At 52.4% G+C, this 22,612-nt stretch carries 18 protein-coding genes and 1 pseudogene; 11 read left to right on the forward strand and 8 right to left on the reverse strand.

Annotation, left to right across the window (positions count from 1 at the left end; all coding sequences use genetic code 11):
- The first annotated feature begins 48 nt into the window (after positions 1-48).
- The 9 genes and pseudogenes from LPB400_RS00280 (at position 49) to aroG (ending at position 8,058) form a co-directional block, all read left to right on the forward strand.
- A complete protein-coding gene (locus LPB400_RS00280) occupies positions 49-1,290 on the forward strand; it encodes an aromatic amino acid transporter (protein ID WP_219089039.1) in 1,242 nt (413 codons plus the stop codon).
- 93 nt (positions 1,291-1,383) lie between these two features.
- On the forward strand, positions 1,384-1,836 hold the full coding sequence (locus LPB400_RS00285; protein ID WP_219089041.1) for a cell surface protein: 453 nt from the start codon (positions 1,384-1,386) through the stop codon (positions 1,834-1,836).
- A gap of 11 nt (positions 1,837-1,847) precedes the next feature.
- Complete coding sequence (gene gmhB / locus LPB400_RS00290; RefSeq protein WP_049344341.1) at positions 1,848-2,426, forward strand: D-glycero-beta-D-manno-heptose 1,7-bisphosphate 7-phosphatase; 579 nt, start codon at positions 1,848-1,850, stop codon at positions 2,424-2,426.
- Between the two features lie 70 nt (positions 2,427-2,496).
- Positions 2,497-3,228: a lysophospholipid acyltransferase family protein gene (locus tag LPB400_RS00295; protein ID WP_049344344.1), complete on the forward strand. Its 732-nt coding sequence runs from the start codon at positions 2,497-2,499 to the stop codon at positions 3,226-3,228.
- A 49-nt stretch (positions 3,229-3,277) separates the two neighbouring features.
- On the forward strand, positions 3,278-3,973 hold the full coding sequence (locus LPB400_RS00300; RefSeq protein ID WP_219089043.1) for a M48 family metallopeptidase: 696 nt from the start codon (positions 3,278-3,280) through the stop codon (positions 3,971-3,973).
- A 172-nt stretch (positions 3,974-4,145) separates the two neighbouring features.
- Entirely contained in the window at positions 4,146-4,523 is a 378-nt protein-coding gene (locus LPB400_RS00305) for a hypothetical protein (RefSeq protein ID WP_219089045.1), read from the forward strand.
- A gap of 156 nt (positions 4,524-4,679) precedes the next feature.
- Positions 4,680-6,155, forward strand: coding sequence for a surface lipoprotein assembly modifier (locus LPB400_RS00310; RefSeq protein ID WP_070584582.1), 1,476 nt, complete (start codon positions 4,680-4,682; stop codon positions 6,153-6,155).
- 270 nt (positions 6,156-6,425) lie between these two features.
- Positions 6,426-6,722, forward strand: a pseudogene (locus tag LPB400_RS00315) (subtype B tannase); the annotation flags it as partial.
- Between the two features lie 292 nt (positions 6,723-7,014).
- Complete coding sequence (gene aroG, locus LPB400_RS00320) at positions 7,015-8,058, forward strand: 3-deoxy-7-phosphoheptulonate synthase AroG (RefSeq protein ID WP_070713844.1); 1,044 nt, start codon at positions 7,015-7,017, stop codon at positions 8,056-8,058.
- Positions 8,059-8,213: 155 nt separating this feature from the next.
- On the opposite strand, the gene LPB400_RS00325 is transcribed toward aroG, so the two are convergent.
- From LPB400_RS00325 to wrbA, 8 genes are all read right to left on the reverse strand, one after another.
- Positions 8,214-8,831, reverse strand: coding sequence for an NAD(P)H-binding protein (locus LPB400_RS00325; RefSeq protein ID WP_070843538.1), 618 nt, complete (start codon positions 8,829-8,831; stop codon positions 8,214-8,216).
- Positions 8,832-8,923: 92 nt separating this feature from the next.
- Entirely contained in the window at positions 8,924-10,744 is a 1,821-nt protein-coding gene (gene hutW, locus LPB400_RS00330) for a heme anaerobic degradation radical SAM methyltransferase ChuW/HutW (protein WP_219089047.1), read from the reverse strand.
- 274 nt (positions 10,745-11,018) lie between these two features.
- Positions 11,019-11,744, reverse strand: a complete 726-nt coding sequence (locus tag LPB400_RS00335) for an ABC transporter ATP-binding protein (protein WP_070713852.1) — start codon at positions 11,742-11,744, stop codon at positions 11,019-11,021.
- 45 nt (positions 11,745-11,789) lie between these two features.
- Positions 11,790-12,731, reverse strand: a complete 942-nt coding sequence (locus LPB400_RS00340) for a FecCD family ABC transporter permease (protein WP_070713854.1) — start codon at positions 12,729-12,731, stop codon at positions 11,790-11,792.
- Between the two features lie 142 nt (positions 12,732-12,873).
- Positions 12,874-13,665, reverse strand: coding sequence for a heme/hemin ABC transporter substrate-binding protein (locus LPB400_RS00345; RefSeq protein WP_049249087.1), 792 nt, complete (start codon positions 13,663-13,665; stop codon positions 12,874-12,876).
- A 72-nt stretch (positions 13,666-13,737) separates the two neighbouring features.
- On the reverse strand, positions 13,738-15,936 hold the full coding sequence (locus tag LPB400_RS00350; protein ID WP_070713857.1) for a TonB-dependent hemoglobin/transferrin/lactoferrin family receptor: 2,199 nt from the start codon (positions 15,934-15,936) through the stop codon (positions 13,738-13,740).
- Between the two features lie 145 nt (positions 15,937-16,081).
- On the reverse strand, positions 16,082-18,259 hold the full coding sequence (locus LPB400_RS00355) for a TonB-dependent siderophore receptor (RefSeq protein ID WP_070713861.1): 2,178 nt from the start codon (positions 18,257-18,259) through the stop codon (positions 16,082-16,084).
- 210 nt (positions 18,260-18,469) lie between these two features.
- Positions 18,470-19,075, reverse strand: a complete 606-nt coding sequence (wrbA, locus tag LPB400_RS00360) for an NAD(P)H:quinone oxidoreductase (RefSeq protein WP_070713863.1) — start codon at positions 19,073-19,075, stop codon at positions 18,470-18,472.
- Positions 19,076-19,174: 99 nt separating this feature from the next.
- On the opposite strand from wrbA, the gene LPB400_RS00365 reads away from it, so the two are divergent.
- A complete protein-coding gene (locus LPB400_RS00365; RefSeq protein WP_070713866.1) occupies positions 19,175-20,377 on the forward strand; it encodes a YihY family inner membrane protein in 1,203 nt (400 codons plus the stop codon).
- A 99-nt stretch (positions 20,378-20,476) separates the two neighbouring features.
- A complete protein-coding gene (locus tag LPB400_RS00370) occupies positions 20,477-22,258 on the forward strand; it encodes an extracellular solute-binding protein (protein ID WP_070647224.1) in 1,782 nt (593 codons plus the stop codon).
- The last annotated feature ends 354 nt before the right edge of the window (positions 22,259-22,612 follow it).

Consider the following 22,612-nt stretch of genomic DNA (forward strand, 5'->3'; position numbering starts at 1 on the left):
ACTTTACGGCATAATGGCAGCCACGCATTTCTAGAAGAAAGATAAACAATGTCAACCAAAACCCCTTCCCTATTCGGCGGCGCGATGATTATCGCCGGTACGGTTATCGGCGCAGGCATGCTTGCCAACCCGACCGCCACTTCCGGCGTATGGTTTACCGGCTCGCTGGCCGTGTTGCTGTACACCTGGTTTTCCATGCTCTCCAGCGGCCTGATGATTCTGGAAGTCAACACCCATTATCCGCACGGCGCGAGCTTCGACACCATGGTCAAAGACCTGCTCGGCCCGGTTTGGAACGTCATCAACGGCGTTGCCGTCGCTTTCGTTTTATATCTGCTCACCTACGCCTACATCTTCGTCGGCGGCGACCTGACCGCCAAAGGCATCGGCAGCGCGGTAGGCGGCGAAATCTCGCTCACCGTCGGCCAACTCGTCTTCTTCGGCATTCTCGCCTTTTGCGTTTGGGCATCCGCACGCTTGGTTGACCGCTTCACCAGCATCCTCATCGGCGGCATGGTATTGACCTTTATTTGGGCAACAGGCGGCCTGATTGCCGATGCCAAAATGCCTGTCCTGTTCGACACCCAAGCACCTGCCGGCACCAGCTACTGGATTTATGTCGCCACCGCCCTGCCCGTCTGCCTTGCCTCATTCGGCTTCCACGGCAACGTTTCCAGCCTGCTCAAATACTTTAAAGGCGACGCGCCCAAAGTGGCCAAATCCCTGTGGTCGGGTACGCTGATTGCCTTGGTGATTTACGTCTTCTGGCAAATCGCCATCCAAGGCAACCTGCCGCGCAACGAGTTCGCACCGGTTATCGCCGCCGAAGGCCAAGTTTCCGTCCTGATCGAAACGCTGTCCAAGTTCGCCCAAACCGGCAATATGGACAAAGTGTTGACCCTGTTTTCCTACATGGCGATCGCAACGTCCTTCCTCGGCGTAACACTCGGCCTGTTCGACTACATCGCCGACATCTTCAAATGGAACGACAGCATTTCCGGCCGTACCAAAACTGCCGCGCTGACCTTCCTGCCGCCTTTGATTTCCTGCCTGCTCTTCCCTACCGGCTTCGTTACCGCCATCGGCTACGTCGGCTTGGCCGCCACCATCTGGACAGGCATCATCCCAGCCATGTTGCTCTACCGCTCGCGCCATAAATTCGGTGTCGGCAAAAACTACAAAGTTTACGGCGGATTCTGGCTGATGGTTTGGGTCTTCCTCTTCGGCATCATCAACATTGCCGCCCAAATATTGAGCCAAATGGAACTTGTTCCCGTATTTAAAGGTTAAATTCCCTTAAGGCCGTCTGAAACACCCTCTTTCAGACGGCCTAATTCATTATTTTCCGCTACAATACCCCCTTTCCCCCAACGAACACCGTCCATGTACGACAATATCCGTTTCCATCTCGACGAAGACTATCCCGACCAGCTTCCGCCCGAAAACGCCGCCACCCATATCGGCATGTACTGGCAGTGGGCAGCGCAGGCAGGCCTCGTCAACCCCGTCTGGCAAACCGCCCCCGAAACCGCAGCCGACTTCGCCGCCATGACCTCGGGCAAAATCAGCGGACGGCACTTCCTGCTCAAACACATGGACGGCACATTGACGGCGGACGACTTTACCGAACTCGGCCAACGGTTTACCGAGTTCTACTACACCGACGAAGAAGACGGCTACGGCGCATTTATGGAAGACTACGTCCTCGCCCTCGACACGCCCTCGCTCGGCGGCTTCTACCACGTCAAAAACACCCCGGAAACCTTCGCCAAACTGACACCCGTTTTTCAGATGGCCTTTGAAAAATGGAAAAGCAGTTTGAAAGCAGAAAAATAAGAGTCTACACCATGAAACTCATCATCCTCGACCGCGACGGCGTCATCAACCAAGACCGCGACGATTTCGTCAAATCCGTTGACGAATGGATTCCCATCGAAGGCAGCATGGATGCCATCGCCTTTTTAACGCAGGCAGGCTACACCATCGCCGTGGCCACCAACCAATCCGGTATCGGCCGCAAATACTTTACCGTGCAAGACCTGACCGAAATGCACGCGAAAATGCACCGCCTTGCCGTTCAAGCAGGCGGCACCATCGACGGCATTTGGTTTTGCCCGCACACCGCCGCCGACAACTGCGAATGCCGCAAACCCAAGCCCGGCATGATTATCGACATTATCGAACGCTTCAAGGCCAATGCCGCCGAAACCTGGCTGGTCGGCGACAGCCTGCGCGACCTGCAAGCCATTGATGCCGCAGGCGGCAAGCCCGCACTCGTCCTGACCGGCAAAGGCAAAAAAACGCTGGCCAAACACGAGCAAGAACTGCCCGAACACACCCAAGTCTTCGACAACCTGCTCGCTTTCTCGCAATACATCATGCGTGAAAACACACAAATCGAAGAAGCCGCGCAAGCCATTCTATAAACGACAAGGCCGTCTGAAACTGCCGACAACGGCGTTCAGACGGCCTTCAAACGACAGACTTTTCCCCGATATGCTGATTATCCGCAACCTGATTTACTGGTTCATCCTTTCCTCTAGCATTATTTTGCTGTTCCCCTTTATGCTGCTTGCCCTGCCCTTCCAAGGCGGTGCGCACAAAATGGCGCAAATTTGGGTGCGCATCCTCAACTGGTCGCTCAAGCACATCATCGGTTTGAACTACACCTTAAGCGGCGCGGAAAACATTCCCGACCACCCTGCCATCATTTGCGCCAAACACCAAAGCGGCTGGGAAACCCTCGCCCTGCAAGAGATTTTTCCGCCGCAAGTGTATGTTGCCAAACGCGAACTCTTCAAAATCCCTTTCTTCGGCTGGGGCTTGAAGCTGGTTAAAACCATCGGCATCGACCGCAGCAACAGCCGCGAAGCCAACAAACAACTTTTAGAACAAGGCCTTGCGCGTAAAAACGAAGGCTATTGGATTACCATTTTCCCCGAAGGCACACGCCTGCCGCCCGGTGAAAAAGGCCGCTACAAGCTCGGCGGCGCGCGCATGGCAAAAATGTTCGAGATGGACATCGTCCCCGTCGCGCTCAACAGCGGCGAATTTTGGCCGCGCAACTCCTTCCTCAAATACCCCGGCACAGTCAGCGTCATCATCGGCAAACCCATTGCCCACAACAACGGCAATGAAGCCAAACTCATGGCCCAATGCGAGCAATGGATCGAAAGCCAACAGCCCCTGATTACCGGACAAGGCCCGTTCGCGCCCCAAACCAAATAAATCATTCCATCGGGTGGGCCGCTATACCCGCCCTTTTCACTCAAACACCATGCCCCGCCTCCATACCCACACCCTTTCAGACGGCCTTACTATTCATATCCAGCTCAAACGCAGCGCCAAGAAAAACCTCATCTTGCGTCCCGTTTCCGCCGATACCGTCAGCATCAATATCCCTCCGTTTGTTACCCAGCGCACTTTTACCCAATGGCTGAACGACAACGAAGCCATCCTGCGCCGTACCCTAAACAAAACACCGACCCGACAAACACCCACCGACTCGCTTCCCGAATGGATTTGGTATCAAGGCGTTCAGACGGCCTTGTCCGTCCACGCAGCAAACCACATACAAATCAGGCCGTCTGAAATCCTGCTGCCCGAAAAAGAACCCTCCGCCCAACTGACCCACCTGCGCCGCTTTCTGCACGAACGTGCGCACGAATATCTGCTGCCACGCCTCGAAGGCCATATCCGAATCACCCGCCTGACCCCGAGTGCCATTTCCCTTTCCAACGCCAAAACCTTCTGGGGTGTTTGCCGCCACACCACCGGCATCCGCCTCAACTGGCGGCTCATCGGCGCGCCCGAATATGTCACCGACTACGTCTGCCTGCACGAACTCGCCCACCTACGCCATCCCAACCACAGCCCTGCGTTTTGGGCTCTGACTCACTCGCTCACGCCGCATGTCGACCAAGCTGAACAATGGCTGAAGGCGCACGGCAGCGAATTGTTCCACCTCGGCTAAGTCTTTCCCAGCAGCATTTTTCTGCAAGCAAACACCAGCCCAAAGCAAAGAACCAACGCCCTCCAAACAAATCATGTAGCCGCACGTAAAATCAAGTTTATCCGCTTGCCGCCCCTCATACCTGCCGATAAGATGATGTCGTTCTCAAAACCCTTTTCAGAAAGGAAAACCGATGACCAAAGCAAAATCGTTACTGGCCACCGGCATTTTGGCTCTTTTCTCCGCCACGGCATTCGCCTCCCCGCTGCCTTCCGAAATCTACCGTCCGGATGGCGCGCACACCATCAAAGCCGATCATCAAGGCGACGGCGAATTTGAATACGAAGCCGAACTTTCCGGCCAACGCAATTCCATTCCTTCCTTGGCCAAAAAAGTGATTGCCCACGCGCGCAGCAAAGGTTTCCATGTGGTTGAGTCTGAAATCAAACACGACGATGCCGATCTGAAATTCAAACGCGGCAAACAAGAGCTGGACGTTTCCATCGAAGACAAAGGCCAAGGCCGTATCGAATACAAAGCCGATTTGGATTTGGACTTGGACCAAAACTAAATCCGACTCGCAAATAAAGGCCGTCTGAAATCCCATCGGGTTTCAGATGGCCTTTTGTCGTCTTTATCAGATATAATGGCACTCGGTTTGTAAAATTTCTGACTCAAAACATTGTACAATCTGCCCACTTATACCGATAACATCCCAAACATTGCCATGAAAAAACGTCTGCTCCTCCTCGCCATCCTTCCCCTTTCCCTTCACGCCGCCGATGTGCCGCCTGATGTGAAACCCGAGCTTCAAGTCAACACAGCCGAACCCCAACAACCCGAAACGCACAACATCACTGCCGAGCAGACAAACAGGCCGTCTGAAAAAATCATCAACGTCGATGCCGATACCCTGCTTGCCAACACCGAATTACTGGCACGCGCCATGTATTCCGCCGTCGTCGCCCACAACATCCCCGGCATCAAAGCCGTTTTGCCCATTTACGAACAATGGCCAGAACACGACCGCGCCATGGCACGCTATGCCAAAGGTTTGCTTGCCCAATCCGAAGGACGCGCCGCCGAAGCCATCGGCCATTACCGCCGCTTTATCGCCGAGCAACCCGATGCCTCCGCCGTCCGCTGGCAGCTTGCGACCGCCTTGTTTGAAGACAAACAAAACGAAGCCGCAGCCGACCAGTTCGACAAACTACAAACCGAATCCCTCCCGCCTGCCTTGCAAGAACGCATCGAAACCTACCGCAAAGCCCTGCGCGAACGCGACTCATGGCAATTCAATGCCGGCTTGAACATCACGCGCGAACAAAACATCAACCAAGCCCCCGGCCAACGCCGTCTGGGCAACCACCTGAGCGATGAACAATGCCGCGCCGTGCGCCTAGCCTATCCCGACGACGACTGCTTCCGAGGCTGGACATTCCCCGAGCCCATCGATGCCACCGCCGTCCACTACCAAATCGGCGCAGAAAAAAAATGGTCGCTGCCCCGCGGCTTCTATGCCACGGCAGGCGCAGACCATTACGGCAAAATCTATCCCAAACACACCAACTACAACGACCTCACCACACGCTTTTCGGCAGGCATCGGCTATGCCGACCAGCGCAACGATATCGGCATGACCCCGTTCCATGAACGCCGCTTCTACGGCAACGACCCCTACACCTACACCAACGGCGCACGCCTCCACTACAACCATTGGTGGCAACCCAAGCTGCAAACCCTCAGCGCATTTGAAGCAGGCCGTCTGAAAAACGGCCGCCGCGAGCATTCCAACAACACCAGCCAACTGCTCAGCAACTCCATCGTGTACTACCGCAACGCGCGCCAATACTGGGTAGCCGGTATCGACCTCTACCGCGAACGCAACCGCGACGACAAAAGCGACAGCTTCAACCGCTACGCCCTGCGCACCACATGGGGACAAGAATGGCCCAAAGGCCTCTCCACCGTCCTACGCCTCAGCGCCGCCCAACGCCATTACCAAGCCCCCAGCTTCTTCAGCAACGAACAAAACCGCCGCGACAAAGAAGCCTCCGCCTCCCTAAGCGTATGGCACCGCGCCCTCCATTTCAAAGGTATCACCCCGCGCCTGACCATTGCCCACAACAAAACATGGAGCAACGACAAGTTCTACGAATACGGCAAAACCAAAATGTTTGTCGAATTGAGCAAAACGTTCTGACAAATAGAACTAATCTGGGGATCAAGCAAAAATATCGGTCCTGCATACTGATTTACAAGGCAGATTCAAACTTTTACAGATACCGGATAAATAGGATTTTCAAGGCATAATTCCTCATTAAATTTATATTTATCAAATAGATAAATCCAAGCCAATATTACTTCACAGCGCAACGCACAACACTACATAACGTTACAAAAAATCAGGCCGTCTGAAACCCAACTTGGCGTTTCAGACGGCCTTAGTATTGGTTATCGTATCCGTTTACCTCTTCAACACAACACCGCTGCCAACGCCGAAATCGCGGACGAAGAAACCATCAAAATCATGAACCCGCTCAACTACATCGGCAAACCGGGCGTAAACCTGCCGCAAAACTGGCGCATCCGCGCCGGCACCAATGACCGCGACACCTCACTGGCAGTCTCCGCCGTCTTAGCCGCCAAACTGCAAAACAACGGCCAAACCGTCGACTACGCCCTGCCTTGGGATATCGGCCACAGCGGCGATTATGACTTGGACGAACTGTTTGCCTGGATGAAACAAGTTAGCAATTCTGCAAAATAATTGTTCGCAATATAGATTGAGATGAGATTGGGTATCCTGTTTTAATTAAAGAAAGGCCGTCTGAACTTTTTCAGACGGCCTGTATTTTGATAAAAACTCAAAGCCCTTTATTATATAAATGAAATTTTTAATAGCATTAAATTCTAATTTAAATAAATAAACTGATTTTAAATTCCATAAAATAATTTAAATAAAGAAATTTTAGAATAAAATTGCTAAAACAAAAAATCAAGCCTTGTTTAATTCTGCTAAAACCTGTAACCTGTATCAAAAATAAACAAGAGAGTCCATCATGTCCCAACACTACCCTACCGACGATATTAAGATCAAAGAAGTCAAAGAGTTACTCCCTCCAATCGCACATTTGTATGAGCTGCCTGTTACACCTCAGGTTGCCAATTTGGTTTATAAAACACGTCATGAGATTGCGGATTTGGTTCACGGCCGTGACAACCGTTTGCTGGTCATCATCGGCCCATGCTCGATTCACGATACTAAGGCGGCGGTAGAATATGCGCAAAAATTGCTGCCCTTGCGCAAAAAATATGAGAAAGAGCTGCTGATTGTAATGCGCGTGTATTTTGAAAAACCGCGTACAACCGTTGGCTGGAAAGGTCTGATTAACGATCCGCACTTGGACGGTACGTTTGACATCAACTACGGCCTGCGCCAAGCGCGTCAGTTGTTGCTTACTTTGAACGAAATGGGCATGCCTGCTTCGACTGAATTCTTGGACATGATTACGCCGCAATACTACGCCGACCTGATTTCTTGGGGCGCGATTGGGGCGCGTACGACTGAAAGCCAGGTACACCGCGAATTGGCCAGCGGCCTCTCCTGCCCTGTCGGTTTTAAAAACGGTACGGACGGCAATCTGAAAATCGCCATCGACGCCATCGGTGCCGCCAATCATCCGCACCACTTCCTGTCTGTAACCAAAGCCGGTCATTCCGCGATTGTCCACACCAGCGGCAATCCTGACTGCCATGCGATTTTGCGTGGCGGTAAAGAGCCTAATTACAGCGCGGAGCACGTTAAAGACGCGGTTGCGCAGCTTCAAAAAGCCGGCGTGAGCAGCAAACTGATGGTGGACTGCAGCCATGCCAACAGCCGTAAAGACTTCCGCAAACAAATGGATGTAGCTCGCGATGTTGCGGCGCAGCTGAAAGCCGGTGAAGAAAACATCATGGGCGTGATGGTGGAAAGCCACTTGGTTGAAGGCCGTCAAGACAAGCCTGAAGTTTACGGTCAAAGTATTACGGATGCCTGCATCGGTTGGGATACGACTGAAGAATTGCTGGCCCTGCTTGCCGAAGCGAAAGGTTACCAAGCGTAAATGCGAAACCATTAATAAAGACCGGATATGTTCCGGTCTTTATTATGCCTGTTATTTTGATTTCTTTGCTAAAGTTTATAATAAAAACAGTATGTTAAAAAATCAGGCCGTCTGAAACAATTAAAAGACAGTTTCAGACGGCCTACTCAATCCGTTTATGCCGCACCAACGCTATACGTTTCGTCCTTGCTGTCCGCTTGGCCGACAATGGCAGCAACGGCAGCGGCCAAGCCGTTGCGCGTCATGTATTTTTGCGGAATTTCTTGGGCATTTTGTGTCAAGGTATAGGCATTATCTTCGCCATCGGCAAGGCCGCAGGGGCGCAAGATAGTCCAATTCAAACCGCTTTGTTTGAGATAGATTTCGGCTTCCGTTTTGGCACGGACGGCTTCGCCGAGTGCCTGTTTGAACGGCTCGCTCATCATGTCCCATTGTTCACCGCAGCCCATGCTGGTAATCAGTACAAAGCGGGCTTGCGGATTAGCGGCTTTCGTAGCGGCAATGATGTTGATATTGCCCAGCGCATCGCTGCGGATACCCTCTTCGTTTTTGCCTCCGACAAAACTGATCACGGTATCGGGACGGTATTGTGCCAACGCTTTATCGAGTGCGTCGGCATCAAGCGCATCGGCGACGACGGTTTGAATATTGTGTTCGGCAAAAAAGCTGTCTTCAGACGGCCTTCTCAATACGGCGACGGTATCGGCTGAGTCAGTCAATGTGCGGATATAGGCGCGGCCGGACGGGCCGTTGGCTCCGAAGATGAGTTGCATGTTTGAGATTCCTTTGTATGGTAGATGTTTGTTGTTAGAAAATCCGCTCCTCTATGCAACAAGGAACGGATTTTCAGACCGTCTGAAACCGTTTAAGCGGCATCAAACAGTTTGCGCATGGCTTCGATTTGGTGTTGTTTCAACTCGCCTGCTTCATCACGGCCGACGAAAATTTTAAACATGGCGCCACCGTTGCGGTTGATAAAGTTGAGCGAGCAAGTGGCTTTACCCATGAACGGGCGTTCCAAAAGGTAGATGGAGGCGCAGTTTTCATAGTAGATGTGGCCGTGTACGCCGCCGTCGGTTTCGGGATGGTCAAAGTTGTAGAAACCGCGGCCGACTTTGCCGTTCGGCAGTTTGCCGCTGACTTCGACGATGGCATCGGGGGTATGGGCGATGAAGGTAACGGATTCATCCCATGCGGCGATGGCTTGGAGAATTTCGACAATGCGGCTGCCTTCGGTTTGGCGCACATTCTCTTCAGGCAGGCAGCGGATAACGTCTTCAAAACTGCATTGGTTTTGCGCGGCCAGCATTTCCAGCACTTGGCCGGGATTTTTTTCCAATGATTGGCGCAACATGGTTTGTTGTTCGGCTGAAAGTTTTTGCATGGTTTGATCCTTTTCTTGAGTCGGAAGAGTGAGCATGAGTTTGCGGATAAGGGTGGGCGACCAATAACGGCCGCTGGTATTCAAACGGATAATGCCGTCTGAATCGGGTTCTTTAAAAAGCTGCATTTCCTGCCATTGGGCAATCAGCTTTTGCGCTGCTTTGTTGCCGTCGAACAATAATGGATTCAGACGGCCTGTTTCAATATCGTGCTGGACTTTGCTGAGAAGTGCTTTATTTGGACTATGACCGCTCATAAATGCGATGTTTTTCTCGCCTTTCGGCGTGGCGAGATAACTCTCCAAATCGCCCTGCACCTGATAGCTGAAACCGCCGAAGTTACCCCCTGCGCCGGAGCCGAACGCCAAACAGGGAATGTCGGATTTGATCAGGGTATTGTAGCGGTTACGTTCGCCGCGACCGGGATAGGCGAAGTGGCTGTTGCTGACCTGTTCCCAGCCTTTTTCCAGCAGTGTTTCAACCGTGTAGGCATATTGATCTGCCTGAATATCAAAGCCCGGCGGTGTCGGAAATGCGCCTTTTTCAATCATGCGGTTGATGGGCAGCATGGGATAAAGGTTGAATGCATACGTATCCAAACCTGACAGAGGCAGCTCGGCGGCGCGGGCAATATCGTTTTGCCAAACGTCATCGGTTTGATTGGGCAGGCCAAACATCAAATCGGCCACAATCACGGCATCGAGTTCGCACAATTTTGCCAAATATTCAAACGCCTCGTCGCCGCTGTGTTTGCGGCCGAGACGGCGGCGGATGGCGGTATTGAAGGTTTGCACGCCGATGGAAATACGGTTGGCCCCTGCTTCGAGACAAGCCTGTGCTTTTTCCAAATCAAAATGGCTCATGCGCCCTTCTATGGTGAACTCGCAGTCTTCGGCAAGCGGCAGATATTGGTAGCAGGCACGAATCAGGCGGACGAGGTCTTCCGTAAGCAACGCGGTCGGCGTACCGCCCCCGAAATAAACGGCTCGGATTTTTCCCTTGCCTGTACGGACTTCGGCTTCAGCGGCCATTTCTTCAATAATTTTGTCGGTGTACACGCTGCTTTGGCTGTCCTTCCACGCATTACGGTAGAAGCCGCAAAAAACGCAATGGTTGGCGCAAAATGGAATATGCAGATAAGCAAGCGCGTCCATATCCGTGGCATGGGGAAGCTTTTTCTTCCAAATGTTCTGCCACTGGGGACGCGGCATTGGAACGCCGCCCCAAACGGGCATTAATGCCTGACGTTCGGGAAATGCCTTGGGCGCGGATTGTTTCGGAGTCCAAACAAGCTGCTGTACCATGATAATGATTAATAAAAGTTATTAATAAGATTTATATATTAAATAACCATCATCATTTTCTTGTCAATATTTTTACGTAATTAAAAATCAGTATTATTTTAAAATATTGTATTCTATAAATAATAAAATGTATTTATATTTGATGGAAATCGGCATTTTACTTGTGAAATGTGCAAAATCTGCTTCTTCAAGTCGGGGACATCCTCCCATCTCGTTTTATTTTTGAACGATAAAATAAATTTTCTTTATCGTTTTTCAGACGGCCTTTTGGTGCTCAGCTTCTGAAATAAAACCCTGCCTCATCTTCGCAACGGCGTATCTGCCAACCGTAAACCGATTCAAGCAAGTCGGAGTGCATCACTTCGCCCACCTTGCCTGCTGCAACGACTTTTCCCTTATTTATCAAGATAATATGTTCCGCATAACGCGCGGCGAGGTTCAAATCGTGTAATACCAGTATTGATGAGGCACGGCTTGAATGCCCGACCAAATACTGCATCAGGCGGTGTTGATGGCGGATATCGAGATGGTTGCACGGTTCGTCCAAAAGCAAGACCGGCGCGTTTTGCAACAGGGCGCGGATGATGTTGGCGCGTTGCTGTTCGCCGCCTGAGAGCTTGCCGATGCGCTTATCCGCCAATGCCGTCAAATCAAAATAATCGAGCAACTCGTCCGCCCATTCATGGTTCAGACGGCCTTTTTGTACGAATGACGCCAACGCAATGTATTCGCGTACGGTCATCGGCATATTGTAACGGCCATGCTGCCCGACCCATGCCACCCTGCCCGTGCGGATTTGCGGCGCAACGGCCTCACCGAAAAGCATGATTCCCCCCTGCCCTGTTTGCCCGATTAAGGCCCGCAGCAAAGTAGATTTGCCTGCACCATTCGGGCCGATAATGACGGTCATGCCCGAAGGTATATCCAGTTGATCGATTTCAAGCAGGGTTTTGTCTTGGACGCGGACGGAAAGATTACAGATTTGAAATAAGGTGTGCATAGAAAAGATATGGGGCAATAAAGTTTCAGACGGCCTGTTTAAGCATCAACGGCTTTTCAAAGGCTTGATAAACAAATACATAAAAAACGGTCCGCCCAATAAGGCAATCACGATACCGACCGGCAGATCGACAGGGTATGTCAGCCAGCGCGCCGCGCCGTCCACCACCATCAAAAACACTGCGCCCAACCAAGCCGACAGCGTAATCAGTTTGCGGCGGCTGCCGCCGACGGTTTGCGCCAGCACATTGGGGATCATCATGCCGAGAAAACCGATGATGCCCGAAAGCGATACCGCTGCCCCTGTCATCAATGCCGCGCCGATTACGGTTTGCACACGCAATGCCCCGACCGACACCCCCATACTGGCAGCCGTGTCTTCGCCCGTCATCAAAACGTCCAACCGCCTGCCTGCGGATAACAAAATCAGAAAACCTGGCAACATGACTGCGATTGCCGCAACAGGCGATGAGAAACCGGCTTCGGCAAGGCTGCCCGACAGCCATGTGGTCGCGCTGCGCAATACCAAATCGTCCGATAAAAACAAAATCATACTGACTACCGCGCCCGAAAACGCGCTCAACACAAAACCCAACACCAGCAATCCTAAAGTACCGCCGCCGAGCAGTTTGTGCACTGCCAAAATCAGCAGGCACACACCCAATGCACCAAGAAAAGCCGCCGCCGGTACACCCATCGCGCCGCCACCCAAAGCCAATAACACAATCACGCCCAAGGCCGCCCCGCCCGACGTCCCGATCAAACTCGGATCGGCCAGCGGGTTCTCGAATAAAGCCTGCAATGCCGCACCCGAAGCGGACAAACCGGCCCCGACCAAAAGCGCGGTATAGATGCGCGGTAAACGGATTTGGCGGACGGTTTCATCCATCGCCAGCGGCGACTCCCACGCGCCAAAACCGATGCCGCAGCACAAATAAACGGCGGTGGCAGTAAGCAGCAGGCAAAGGGTAAGGGTATGCGGTTTCATGACATCATGCGGTTTAAACGGATTGAGGAACGGTTTCAGACGGCATTTTTAAGACAACCGTTTTGCTTCCTCCTCAATAAGAAGGAACAAATCAAGGCCGTCTGAAAACAAAAATCGGGCAGGCTTTTCAAAACAGGTGCGTTTATTTCGCTAAACCGTGCAAACGCTGAATCACTTGCGGCGTATCCAGTCCGTAACGGAACATATCGTTGGCCTTCCACAAATAAATCTTGCCGTTTTTCGCGGCAGGCGAGCCAGCGATTTCGGGGCGTGCGGCAAAGGTTTTGACGTTGCCTATCATGGCGGTGTTGTGGTCGGCAATAATGATGATGTCAGGTTTGGCCGCAATCCATGCCTCACGCGTCATCGGTTTGAGGCCGTCAATGGCGGCTGCGGCATTGATACCGCCGGCACGGCGGATGATTTCGTCGGCGGCAGTATTTTTGCCCGATACGATGCGCCCGTCGTAGCTGAAGAGGTAGCGTTTGCCGCTGGAAGGCTGCTGTTTCATATCCGCCTGCCACTTACTGGCCAACTTGTCCGCCTGTGCGCTTTTACCGATAAGCTGACCGATGTTGCGGATACTTTGCGGATAGGCGGCGATGCTGTCATCGGGCGCAACATTGACGGCTTTAATGCCTGCTTTTTGCAGGTGGGCAAAAATATCGGCAGGCTGCGCCATCCATGAACCGATGGCGATGTCGGGTTTAGCGGCCACAATCGGTTCAACCGTCAGACGGCGATGAATGCCGATACTGGGCTTGTTTTTCAACGCCGGATTTTGAACGGTCTGATCGCGGCCGACGATTTCGTCCAATGCGCCGAGCGCGGCAACGATGTCTGCCGTATCGGGGGTCAACACGACGATGCGTTGCGCGTGTGCAGTGCCGGCCAACGAAATAAACGCGGAAAGCAGGAGGAGTTTGAGTTTCATTGTTTTTCCTTGTCGAATGCTTTCAGACGGCCTGCTCGTTTTCTCAGGCCGTCTGAAAACGGTTGAATCACATTAGAACTTCAGTTGTACGGTTGCGGCGAAATTGCGGCCGGTTTCGGTGTACAAGTCCATCACACTGGTACGGCTCATGCCGGCAACGTCTGCGTGCTGCCAGTATTTTTTGTTGCCGACGTTGTAGATGTTTGCGCCGATTTCGAGGTTTTTAAACGGCTTGTACCACGCGCCGATATCCCATACGCCATAACCCGGCGCTTGGAAAACAGTGTCGCTGCTGACGCGGCTGTGTTTTTTCGACCAGCGCAGCTTGGTGCCGACACCCCATTTTTCCTGCGTGTAGTCCAAACCCAAAACACCGTTGAGCGGATAAGCGGAATCCAACGGTTTGCCGTCCTGCTGCTCACCGCGCATCCAAGCGATGCTGCCGGAGACTTGCCAGCCCGGCAGGAATTTGTAGGCGGCAGAAGCTTCGGCACCGTAGGTTTTGACGTGATCAAGGTTTTGATATTGGTACTGGATAATCGGGCGTCTGCCAACGGTGGAGGTACCGATTTCAGTGCGGTTGATGAAGTTACGGTAACGGTTGTAGAACGCGGTGACTTGCGCACGGGCGCGTTCGTTTTTGAATTTCATCCCCAATTCAAAGCTATTGGAGCGTTCGGATTTGAGGTTGGCATTGGGAATGACCGCATAGCCGTAGGTCGTATTGGCAAACGCCATGGTCGCGCTGTCAAACGGCGGCGTGCGGAAGCCTTGGGAATAAGTGGCAAAACCGGTGAACTGCTCACCCATCGGCACACTCAGGCGCAGGCTGGGCGTAAACGCGGAATCGCTGAAGCGCGTCGCCGTTCCGCCGGGATTGGCATTGAGATAGGCTTGGTCGGTCGACGTGTTCAGCTTGTCTTTTTCGTAACGTAAGGCCGGAGTTAGGACGATGCCGTTGCCGAAGGTTAGGCTGTCTTGTGCGTAAACGCTGAACGTTTTGCGCTTGCTGTCAGGGAAAGTTTTATTCGGATAGGTGCTGCCTGCATAAACTTTGCTGACGGCGCCGGTCAGATTGTCCACTGTCAGGCTGTCGCGCGGACGGGCGGTCTCGGTGTGTTTGTATTCGGCGCCGGCAACGACGGTTTGTTTGACCGTGCCGTCAAATTCCCACACGCCGCGCCCGTTCAGCCCGCGTATGGTCTGATTGAAACCGTAGTCGGAATAACGGGTCGAATTACCTAATTGGCGCGCGCCCATACGCGTAATGCTCGCATCGACGGCATCGTCTTCCGTACGCAGTTTTTGCTGATAGGCAGTCAGGTTCGCTTCTTTCAGATGGCCTTCGCCAGTGTAGCGGTAGCCCGCTTCGATACGTTGACGGCGGATACGGTCGCGGGCATTGCTCTCAGATGTTGCGATGGTTACCGGTCCGCGCGATTGCGAACCCAAGCCGTTTGCCAATACGGTATCGTTGGCGTGGTAATACTGTTCGTACAAAGTTTCCAAGCGGTGGTGTTCGTTGCCGATATTGCCTTTCGCCAAGATATTGTAGGCATTGTTTTTCTGTGGATTGGTGGCAGTACGCGCAGTCGAGTAGCTGGTATCGCTGCCCATGTTTTCGGTTTCATGACCTTGACGGCGCGTCAGCATCAGCAGACCTTCGGCGTTTTCATGGAAACCTGCCACAGTCGCCGTCACGCCATGGCTGCGGTCGCGACTGCGGTAGCCGTGTTTCAAACCGAAATGACCGCGTTTGCCCGCATCGACGAAATCACTCGGAGAAAGCGTCACCATGTTCACCACGCCGCCGAGCGCGTCGCTGCCGTACAGCGCGGAATAAGGGCCTTTGACAATATCGACCTGCTTAAGCGTGTCACTTTCGACCATATCGCGTCCCGAAATCGCGCCGTTGGAGCCACCGCCTGCATAAGATTCGGGAATGCGCACGCCATCTACCATCATCAGAATGCGGTTGCCGTCTATGCCTCGGATATTGATACCGGCATGACCGCGGCGGTTGTTGTCTGACGGCACGCTGACGCCGGATTCATACATCACGATATCGTCCAAATTCTGCGCCGAGGCTTGATTCAAGGTTTTACGTCCGATAACCGACACATTCGGCGCGGCTTTATCCAAGGTTTGCGCATTGCGGTCAGCCGTGACCACCACAGGCTCTATTTCTGCCTGAGCCACCGGCATCTGAGCCGCATATAACTGTCCGGAAAAAACCGCCCCTATTACACAGGCAATCGCTTTCTTTTTCATTACATAACCTTACTATTTGAATAATAATGGTTTGCATTTATAAAACAAACAGACGGTTTTTGCAAGTTTAAGATATAAACAAAAGGCCGTCTGAAAACCCGATAATTTAGGTTTTCAGACGGCCTGTCCTACTTCTGCTATTCAATTAAAACGTATGTTTAACCGTTGCAGTCACACTACGCGGCGTGCCGTAAACGTGAATATCCGGCATGGTGCGATAGCGTTTGTTAAAGACGTTTTCAAAGTCCAAACTGATGCGGGTGGATTTGCCGATTTTGTAATGACCGGTCAAGTCCAGCGTTGCGTACGGACGTTGGGTCAATGCAGCGGCGGCGGCTGGATTGATGTCTGCAGGGTATTCATCCAGCGTGTGGCTGCGGCTTTGCCAGTTGACGTTGGCACCCACGTTCAAACGGTCGGTCACATCATACGCGGTAAAGAGTTTGAACAGATGAACCGGATAAGACGGATGCAGTTGAACCCCTTCGCTGTCTTTAATTTTGGAACGTGCATAAGATGCATTCAGCAGCCATTTTTCGCTCAGACGGCCGCCGACAGAGAGTTCCACGCCTTTTGTTGTGGTGTTGTCGGCTGCGCGGTAGTATTCCTCGCCATTTGCGAATTTGCCTGCAACAACGCCCAAATGGTCGCGTTTGTTCATAAAGACGGAGGCGGAAGCATTCAGACGGCCTTCAAACCATGATGCTTTCAAACCGGTCTCGTAGGTTTTGCCGCGTTGTGGTTTGAGCGCCGCGCCGTCTTTGGTCAGGTAACGCACTTGCGGACGGAAAATGGTGGTGTAAGATGCATAGGCGGTCAGATTGTCGCCGATGTCGTAGGTTACGCCCAAATAAGGAATGAAAACATTTTGTTTGTGGCTGCTGTGTGCGAATTTGTTACGGCTGGTGCTGTAACGGTAACGCCAATCCACAAAACGGCTGCCGCCGATAAAGGCGAGTTTATCGGTCAGTTTGAAACGGGTCGAGCCGTAAACCGACAGGTTTTTCATGCGTGAAAAACCATCGCGCAGATACGGCATATCGGGTTTGGCGATATTGCCGTTAAAGAGGCGCAAATCAGGAATCGTCGATTCGCCTTCGTCATAGAAAGACAGGTTTTCTTTGTTGTCCTGATGGCTGATGCCAACATTGAACTCGTGCGAGCGACCCAACGCCGGATAATAGCCGTCTAAGGCCAGCGCAAAATTCTGATCGCGGTATTTGCTGCGGTCGCGGTCGGATGTAAAGAGCGCGGAGTAATCCGAATTAATGACAAAAGTACCGGCAATGCCTGAAACGATGTCGTTTTTACCCGAAACATGGCTGTAATCGCCTGTCAGTTTCCAGCCGTTATCAAACTCATGGCTGAGGGAAGTGAATACTTCGGCACTGGTGTCTTTGCCGTATGCCCAGCGTGCGGAAGAATTGCTGCGTGGCGAAGACTCAAATGGTATGAATCCAGTACGGCGCGAACCTGCTGCCGTCAGGTAGCTGAAACGCGAGCTGCCGGTATTGCGGAAACGGTGTATTTCCGTACCGAGGCGCCATTGGGTTTGCGGCGTGATATCGTAAGACAAAGTACCGTAGAAAGTATGATTGTGGCGCGAAGTGTTCGGCAGGTAATCGCCGCCGTGGTCGCTGACCAAAATAGCGCGGCCGCGCAAGGTATTGTCTGCATTCAAAGGCTGATTGGCATCAAGGACGAAGCGGTAATGGTTCCACGAACCGACACCGGCTTCCACGCTGACGACAGGCTTGGCAGTCGGTTTTTTGCGTTCCAAAGCAACCGTACCGCCCGGCTCGCCCATACCGCCATTGGACAAACCGCTTGCGCCGCGCACGATGACGACTTGTTCGTACAATGTGCTGTCCAGATTGTTGGTGCCGCGGCGGATGGCTTTGCCGTCGTAAAGGAATTTAGGCGCGCCGTCCACGGAAATGCTGTCAACAGCCTGACTGCGCGAAATAAATTGGCTGTGGCCGGATACGTTGTTGCCCATTTTGCTGTGGAATACGCCCGGTGTTTGTTTCAATACGTCCTGCAGGCTGTCCAAGCCTTGGTCTTCGATTTGTTTTGCCGTTACGACAGACAGGGACTGCGGCGTTTCGCGCTGGGTCAGGCGGATGCCTGTCGCGGCGGAGGAAGCGGGAATGGTGTAGTTGGAAGTAGTCTGTTTACCGACACCTTGGACGGTAACTGTCGGTAAATCGACACGTTCTTGCGGCTGGGTATTTTCTACTTCGGTTGCGAAAGAATACGCCGAACACAGCGCCAGACTGACGGCAAAGCTTAATTTGCCATAGGGGAATACAGGTAGTGACATAGCTTCTCCAGTTAGCTGATGTTTTAATTTGGTGGCAGATTCTATCAAAAAGATGTAGTCCGATGAAACTATGTTCTAATCACTATTTTCTAAGTAGTTCGTTTAATTCAAAATATTTATTTTTAATCTAGCCCTAATTAACTAAAAAGGCCGTCTGAAAACCCGCATCATCAGGTTTTCAGACGGCCTCAATCTTTTTATCACAAAAAATCAGTCTGCCAATTTTCTTGCCAATTCTGCCAAACGTTTACCTTGTGCAAAGGCAATATCGTTTTCTTCGGAGGTCAATGCCGGCTTGCTGTCGTAGCCGGAAACATGGCTTGCGCCGTAAGGCGTGCCGCCGCTTTGGGTATTGCTGAGCGCGGACTCGGTATATGGAATGCCGCTGATGACCATGCCGTGATGCAACAGGGGCAGCATCATGGTCAGCAGGGTGCTTTCTTGGCCGCCGTGCAGTGAAGATGTGCTGGTGAAAACGGTGGCGGGTTTGCCGACGAGTTCTGCACCGAGCCAAAGGGGAATGGTGCCGTCGATAAAGTATTTCATCGCGGCGGCCATATTGCCGAAACGCGTCGGGCTGCCGAGCGCAAGGCCGGCGCAATTTTTGAGGTCGTCGGCAGTCGCGTATGGCGCACCTTCGTCGGGAATGGCTTTTTCAACGGCTTCGCAAACGGTGGAAACTTTGGGAACGGTACGCAATACGGCTTCGCAACCGTCCACGCTTTCGATACCGCGTGCGATTTGGCGGGCAAGGTTGCGCGTGCTGCCATTTTGGGAATAAAAGAGAACGAGGATTTTCAGAGGATTTGGGTTCATTTGGGGTTTCCGTTACAATGCTGTCAGGTGTCAGACGGCCTTTTAAATACTCAGGTCATCTGAAAAGAAGAAATTTCAATTTAAAAGTGGGAAAAGGTTATGCCGTTTTCGCAATGGTGGCAAGGTTTTTTAAAGAGTAAAGGCGTGGCGTTCGCTTGGTTTGTCGTGCGCCGTTTTGATGAGGAGCGCGTGCCGCAGGTGGCGGCAAGCATGACATTTACGACGCTTTTGGCTTTGGTGCCCGTGTTGACGGTGATGGTCGTCATCGCTTCTGCCTTCCCTGTTTTCGACCAATGGTCGGGGGAATTTATCTCTTTTATCAACCGCACCATCGTTCCGCAGGGCGCGGACATGGTGTTTGACTACATCAATGCGTTCCGCGATAAGGCCACCAATCTGACGGCGATCGGCAGTGTGATGTTGGTCGTAACCTCGCTGATGTTGATTCGGACGATAGACAATGCGTTCAACCGGATTTGGCGTGTCAATTCGCAACGGCCTTGGATGATGCAGTTTTTGGTGTATTGGGCGTTACTGACGTTTGGGCCTTTGTCTTTGGGCGTGGGCTTGTCGGTCGTAATCGGTCAGGTGCAAGTGGTGGGCGGCTCGGAATGGCTGAGGGGCATAACCACGGTTTCATTTATTACGCTACTGCTGTGGGGTTTATACCGCTTTGTGCCCAACCGTTTCGTGCCTGCCAGCCATGCTTTGGTCGGCGCGGCCGTAACGGCGTTTTGCTTGGAAACGGCACGCTTTTTGTTCGCGTGGTACATGGGCAACTTTGACGGCTACAAATCGATTTACGGCGCATTTGCCGCTGTACCGTTTTTCCTGTTGTGGCTCAACCTGTTGTGGACGCTGGTATTGGGCGGCGCGGTTTTGACCTCGTCCCTGTCCTACTGGCGCGGCGAAGCGTTCCGCCGCAGTTTGGATGCGCGCGGCCGCTTTGACGATGTATTGAAAATCCTGCTGCTGCTCGATTCTGCCCAACAAAACGGCAAGGCATTGCCGGTGCAGGAGTTCAGACGGCATATCAATATGGGCTTTGACGAATTGGGCGAGCTTTTAGAAAAGCTGGCACAACACGGTTATGTCTATTCCGGCCGTCAGGGCTGGGTCTTGAAAATGGGAGCGGAGTCCATCGACTTGGCTGAGCTGTTCAAACTCTTTGTCTACCGTCCGCAAACGCTTAATAAAGACAAGGTTAATCAAACGGTTGACCACATCATGCAGCCCTGCTTGGAAACCTTGAACATGACGCTGGCCGAGTTCAGTGCCCATACGAAAAAACAATCCTCTTAAACCTGACGCCGTCTGAAAGCAAAAATATCAAGTTTCAGACGGCCTTTGCTATAATCAGCACACTACTGAATACTACATTCAACCTACAAGGAAAAATAGATGAAAACACCAGCCCTACTCTCGCTGCTCGGTCTGATTCCATCTGCCGCTTTTGCCGCCCACGGCGTAAGCCTTGGCCAACCACCGAAATATCCGGCCAACTTCACCGCCTTCGAATACGTCAATCCCAACGCTCCCAAAGGCGGCTCGTTTACCACGCCTTTCCTCGGTGCTTTTGACACGCTCAATCCCTTTACCCTCAAAGGCAACCACGAATACGGCATCAGCATGCTGACGCTCGACACCCTGACCGAGCAAAGCATGGACGAACCTTACGCCGTTTACGGCCTGATTGCCGAAGACATCGCCCTGGCGCCGGACGGCCTTTCCGTTACCTTCAAAATCAACCCTAAAGCCAAATTCCACAACGGCGACCCCGTTTTGGCCAAAGACGTTGCCGCTTCATTTAACATCCTGACCAAAGACAAAGCTGCCGCCCCCATGTACCACTTCTACTGGAGCGACGTGGCCAAAGTGGAAACGCCCAGCGATCGCACCGTCGTGTTCCGCTTCAAACAGCGCAACTCAGAATTGCACATGATTCTCGGCAGCCTGCCCGTCTTCTCGCATAAAAGCTATCCCAAAGGCCTGGCCGCCGCACCCAACAGCCTGCCGATCGGCTCCGGCCCCTACCGTTTTGCCAAAGCCGAAAACGGCCGCATCAGCGAGTTTGTCCGCGACAAAAACTACTGGGCGCAAAATCTGCCCGTACGCAAAGGCCGCTACAACTACGACCACATCCGCATCAAATACGTCAAAGACGAAGTTGTCCGCATCGAAGGACTGAAAGGCGGCCAATATGACTTCGTACAAGAAAACGTCGCCCGCAACTGGGCACGCGCCTACTCCGACGAAGTCCTCAAAAAACGCAATCTGTCCAAACACGAATGGATACAAAACAGCACGGCCGGCATGCAAGGCTTCGTCATCAATATGCGCCACAAGCCCTTGGACAATATTTACGTCCGCCGCGCCTTGATTGAAAGCTTCGACTACGAAAGCGTCAACCGCCGCATCTTCTACGGCGCATACCGCCGCACCGACAGCTTCTTCACCAACAGCACCATGGCCGCAACCGGCAAGCCGGACAGCGCGGAAACCGCATTGCTCAAATCATTGGGTACCAAGCTGCCCGACGGCGTATTGGATCAAGACGTCCCTATGCCGCCGGTTACCGACCCCAAACTGGGCGTACGTCCGAACCTGCTCAAAGCACGTGCCCTGCTTGAAAAAGGCGGCTATCAATACAAAAACGGCAAAGCAGTCGACAAACAAGGCAAACCGCTGACTTTTGAATTCCTCGCCCCAAGCAAAAACTACGAACGCATTACCTCCAAATGGCAGAGCGACCTCGCCAAAATCGGCATTACCATGAACGTGCGCACCGCCGATTCCGCCGTGTACCAAAAACGCATGAACGACTTCGATTTTGACGTGACCACAGGCTACTACGGCAACAGCGAAAGCCCTGGCAACGAGCAATACGACTACTTCAGCTGCGCCGCCGCCAAAACCGAAGGCAGCCGCAACCTATCCGGCGTCTGTCATCCTGCGGTTGAAAAACTGCTGACCCATTTCAACAGCTTTACCAACCGCCAAGAGCTGCAAACCACCTCGCGCGCGCTCGACCGACTGATTCGCCACCAATACACCATCGTTCCAAACTGGTTCGCCGACCGCTACCGCGTCGTGTACCGTAACGATGTAGGCATTCCGTCCAAGCTGCCGAAATACTACGACCCCATCACCTTCGCCATGACCGCAGGCTGGAAGAAAAAGTAGTCGCATTTCGACAACACGTCCAAGCATCTGACAAGCCTTTGGCGTGTAGTCCTAAGCATAGAATCATAAAACCTAGTTGCTTGTTTAAAAACAATCAATCGGCTGATTCAAAACAAACATAAAAGAAAAAACAACTTAAAGCCAAATCAAAGGCCGTCTGAAACATCCGTCAGCAAAATCATCTGCAACGGAACATTTCAGACGGCCTTTTCGTCTCTTTTCAATCCATTTTTGCAACCGAAGCAAAATATCGAAAATGAACAAAAAATTGCAAAACAATGCCCTCAAATTTTACAAAACCGTGTACACTACAAGGTAAGAGTTTGAATTATAAGGTTAATCTTAATAAAAACT

The sequence above is a fragment of the Neisseria perflava genome, assembly GCF_019334725.1.
GTDB lineage: Bacteria > Pseudomonadota > Gammaproteobacteria > Burkholderiales > Neisseriaceae > Neisseria > Neisseria subflava_A.

Bases quoted from the DNA above. Each gene is read 5' to 3' on its own strand.
- LPB400_RS00280 (WP_219089039.1), top strand. From the start codon at position 49: ATGTCAACCAAAACCCCTTCCCTATTCGGCGGCGCGATGATTATCGCC.
- LPB400_RS00285 (WP_219089041.1), top strand. From the start codon at position 1,384: ATGTACGACAATATCCGTTTCCATCTCGACGAAGACTATCCCGACCAG.
- gmhB (WP_049344341.1), top strand. From the start codon at position 1,848: ATGAAACTCATCATCCTCGACCGCGACGGCGTCATCAACCAAGACCGC.
- LPB400_RS00295 (WP_049344344.1), top strand. From the start codon at position 2,497: ATGCTGATTATCCGCAACCTGATTTACTGGTTCATCCTTTCCTCTAGC.
- LPB400_RS00300 (WP_219089043.1), top strand. From the start codon at position 3,278: ATGCCCCGCCTCCATACCCACACCCTTTCAGACGGCCTTACTATTCAT.
- LPB400_RS00305 (WP_219089045.1), top strand. From the start codon at position 4,146: ATGACCAAAGCAAAATCGTTACTGGCCACCGGCATTTTGGCTCTTTTC.
- LPB400_RS00310 (WP_070584582.1), top strand. From the start codon at position 4,680: ATGAAAAAACGTCTGCTCCTCCTCGCCATCCTTCCCCTTTCCCTTCAC.
- aroG (WP_070713844.1), top strand. From the start codon at position 7,015: ATGTCCCAACACTACCCTACCGACGATATTAAGATCAAAGAAGTCAAA.
- LPB400_RS00325 (WP_070843538.1), bottom strand. From the start codon at position 8,831: ATGCAACTCATCTTCGGAGCCAACGGCCCGTCCGGCCGCGCCTATATC.
- hutW (WP_219089047.1), bottom strand. From the start codon at position 10,744: ATGGTACAGCAGCTTGTTTGGACTCCGAAACAATCCGCGCCCAAGGCA.
- LPB400_RS00335 (WP_070713852.1), bottom strand. From the start codon at position 11,744: ATGCACACCTTATTTCAAATCTGTAATCTTTCCGTCCGCGTCCAAGAC.
- LPB400_RS00340 (WP_070713854.1), bottom strand. From the start codon at position 12,731: ATGAAACCGCATACCCTTACCCTTTGCCTGCTGCTTACTGCCACCGCC.
- LPB400_RS00345 (WP_049249087.1), bottom strand. From the start codon at position 13,665: ATGAAACTCAAACTCCTCCTGCTTTCCGCGTTTATTTCGTTGGCCGGC.
- LPB400_RS00350 (WP_070713857.1), bottom strand. From the start codon at position 15,936: ATGAAAAAGAAAGCGATTGCCTGTGTAATAGGGGCGGTTTTTTCCGGA.
- LPB400_RS00355 (WP_070713861.1), bottom strand. From the start codon at position 18,259: ATGTCACTACCTGTATTCCCCTATGGCAAATTAAGCTTTGCCGTCAGT.
- wrbA (WP_070713863.1), bottom strand. From the start codon at position 19,075: ATGAACCCAAATCCTCTGAAAATCCTCGTTCTCTTTTATTCCCAAAAT.
- LPB400_RS00365 (WP_070713866.1), top strand. From the start codon at position 19,175: ATGCCGTTTTCGCAATGGTGGCAAGGTTTTTTAAAGAGTAAAGGCGTG.
- LPB400_RS00370 (WP_070647224.1), top strand. From the start codon at position 20,477: ATGAAAACACCAGCCCTACTCTCGCTGCTCGGTCTGATTCCATCTGCC.